Annotated in this window: 3 protein-coding genes; 1 reads left to right on the forward strand and 2 read right to left on the reverse strand. The window is 67.7% G+C overall.

Translation table 11 applies throughout. The features are described from left to right. The coding region (locus AC1D01_RS27165) for an ATP-binding cassette domain-containing protein (RefSeq protein WP_477871920.1) at positions 1-615 on the reverse strand (615 nt) is incomplete at its 3' end. Next, a complete protein-coding gene (locus AC1D01_RS27170; RefSeq protein WP_477871924.1) occupies positions 612-1,793 on the reverse strand; it encodes an ROK family protein in 1,182 nt (393 codons plus the stop codon). The genes AC1D01_RS27165 and AC1D01_RS27170, both read right to left, overlap by 4 nt. A gap of 258 nt (positions 1,794-2,051) precedes the next feature. On the opposite strand from AC1D01_RS27170, the gene AC1D01_RS27175 reads away from it, so the two are divergent. After that, on the forward strand, positions 2,052-3,146 hold the full coding sequence (locus AC1D01_RS27175; protein WP_477871922.1) for an AAA family ATPase: 1,095 nt from the start codon (positions 2,052-2,054) through the stop codon (positions 3,144-3,146). Positions 3,147-3,173: the final 27 nt, after the last annotated feature.

A 3,173-nucleotide genomic window follows, 5' to 3' on the forward strand; every position in this document is an offset into this window, starting at 1 on the left:
GCGCTCCACCTCGTCGAGCTTGTGCGAGATGTAGACGATGGTCACGCCGTCGGCCTTCAGCTGCGCGATCAGCGCGAACAGCCGCTGCGTCTCGCCGGGCGTGAGCGTCGCGGTCGGCTCGTCCATGATCAGCAGCCGCGCCTTGCGCGACAGCGCCTTCGCGATCTCGACCAACTGCTTCTCGGCGACGATCAGCTCGCGCACCCGGGTGTCGGGGTCGGCATCCAGGCCGACCTGCTGCAGCACGCGGCGCGCTTCGTCGCGCATCGCCGCGTCGTCGAGCAGCCAGCCGCGTCGGCGCTCATGGCCGAGGAAGATGTTCTGCGCGATGCTCAGGTCCTCGGCCAGGTTGAACTCCTGGTGGATCAGCACGATGCCGCAGCGCTCGGCATCGCGCGAGTTCGTGAAGCGCTGCGGCGCGCCGTCGACGCGCAGTTCGCCATCGCTCAAGGCCTCGTAGCCGGAGAGGATCTTCATCAGCGTCGACTTGCCGGCACCGTTCTCGCCGAGCAGGCCGACCACGCGGCCGGGTTCGAGCTCGAAACTGACGCCGTGCAGCACGCGCACCGGGCCGAAGTCCTTGGTCACATCGGCGAACGACACTTGAAGGCTCATGTCACGGCCTCCGGAACGCTGCCGCGTGCGCGCATCGTCTCCTGCAGCGCCAGCACGCCGGCGCCGATCACGCCGGTGCGCTCGCCGAGCGGCGCGTACTGGATGTCGAGGTGCCGCGTCGACAGCGCCAGCGAGCGGTGGTACACGCTCTGCCGGATCGACGCCAGCAGCAGCGGCCCGATGCCGGTGATGCCGCCGCCGATGAACACATGCGACGGGTTGAAGAAGTTGACGATCGACGCCAGCATCTGCCCGATGCGCGTGCCGGCCTTCTGCACGATGCCGTGCGCGGCGGCGTCGCCGGCGCGGCTCGCCTGGCCCACGTCGATCGGCGAGATGCTGCCCTGCGCCTTCAGCACCTGGGCCAGCAACGCGCTCTGGCCCGACTGCGCCGCCTCGACCGCCATGCGCGAGATCGCCGGCCCGGCCGCCATCGCCTCGACGCAACCCAGGTTGCCGCAGTGGCAGCGCGGGCCGTCGGGGTCGACGCAGATGTGGCCGACGTCGCCGGCCGAGCCGTCGGCACCGCGGTAGACCTCGCCGTGGCAGACGATGCCGCAGCCGATGCCGGTGCCGATCTTGACCACCAGGAAATTGGGCAGCCGCCGGTGCAGCCGCCACAGCTCGCCGAGCGCCATCACGTTGACGTCGTTGTCGATGAAGACCGGCGCCGCATAGTCCTCGCCCAGCACGTCGCGGATCGACAGCCCTTCCCAGCCCGGCATCAGCGGCGGGTTGACCAGCAGCCCGCTGCCGAAGGCGACCGGCCCCGGCACCCCCATGCCGATGCCGATCACCTCCTTGCGGGTCGCGCCGCAGCGCTGCAGCAGCTCGCGCAGCAGCTCGCGGATGCGCGACAGCAGCACCGCCGGGCTGGCGCGCACGTCGGCCGGCTCGGCATGGTGGGCCAGCACGCCCATGTCGGGCGAGAGGATCGCCACGTCGAGGCTGGTCGCGCCGAGGTCGATGCACGCGAGCACGCCGACCGCGCGGCTCATGCGCAGCGCCTCCGGCCGGCGCCCGCCGGACGAGGCCTGCAGGCCGATCTCTTCCAGCAGGCCGCGCTCCACCAGGCCGGCGACCGCTGCGTTGGCCTTGCTCTTCGAGAAGGTGGATGCGGCGGCCAGCGCGCTGCGCGAGCTGCTGGCCGACCAGAACACGGTCTCCAGCACGGCCAGTTCACCCGGCGACAGATCGTCCCAGCGGATCACCTTGCTTGTCTCCTTGCGGCCGTGGTCGGCCTGCCTGTGGTCGTCTTCGGGCCGGAACGTCCGGGCCGAGCGCCTTGGAGCGGATGCTAAGAACAGCACTTCGGCGCCGCAAGTGCGATCTTTGACCAAATTCAGGTCAAATGCATGGCGACCCCAGAGGCATATCCGGTCCGGCATGCCGGCCTGTACCATCCTGCGGACCACCTCGCGCTCACCCGCTGCACCATGCGCCAGCTCGAAAAACTGTCGATCGAGAACTACAAGTCCATCCGCCAGCAGACGCTCGAGCTGGGGAAACTCAATGTCTTCATCGGCGGCAATGGTTCGGGGAAGTCGAACCTGATCTCGGTGTTCAGGTTCCTGCGGGAAATCGTGACCGAGAACCTGCAGGGCCACGTGGGTGTCAAGGGGGGTGCTGATGCGCTGCTCCACCTGGGCCAGAAGCATTCGCGCTCGATGTCCTTTGCGCTGGCGTTCTCGCAAGGCCGGATCGAGAGCACTTACCGGGTTTCACTCGTGCCAACGGCTGATGACAGCCTGCTGGTCGATGAGGAGACCGCATCGCTCCGGGATGCTGCGGTAAAGCCCTACCAGGTGTCCCAGGTTGAGGCCGCCGCGCCCGCCAAAGAGTCCACGCTGGCTCGACAGGCCCACGTGGCCGCGCAGAAGGCCATGCTCGACCTGAAGAGCTACCGCGTCTACCACTTCCACGACACGAGCGACAGCGCCGCGGTGAAGTTGACGGGAGACGTCGACGACAACCGCTTCCTGCGGCCCCAGGCGGAGAATCTCGCTTCTTACCTCTTCTGGATGCGCGGCAAGCACCCGGACCACTACCGCAACCTCGTCGACATCGTCCGGCAGGTCGCGCCCTTTTTCGACGACTTCCAGCTGCAGCCGTCGCGCTTGAATGAATCGAAGATCCGGCTCGAATGGCGCGAGCGGGGCAGCGACGCCTACATGAACGCACACGCCCTCTCCRACGGCACGCTGCGATTCATCTGTCTGGTGACGCTGCTGACCCAGCCCGAGTTGCCGGGACTCGTCCTGCTTGATGAGCCGGAATTGGGCCTTCACCCCGCAGCCATCACGCTGCTGGCCGACCTCATTTCCTCGGCATCGGAGCGAACCCAGGTGATCGCGGCCACTCAGTCGGTATCGCTCGTGAACCGACTGAAGCCTGAAGACCTGTGGACCGTCGATCGCCAGGAGGGGCCGACACAGTTCCGCCACCTGAGCAGCAGCGACATGTCGCAATGGCTCGATCACTACGCGCTGGGCGAGCTCTGGGAAATGAACGTGCTGGGCGCCAGGCCGTGAAACGGGTGCTCATCGTCGTCGAAGGAC

The organism is Rhizobacter sp. P3_B12 (assembly GCF_056402895.1).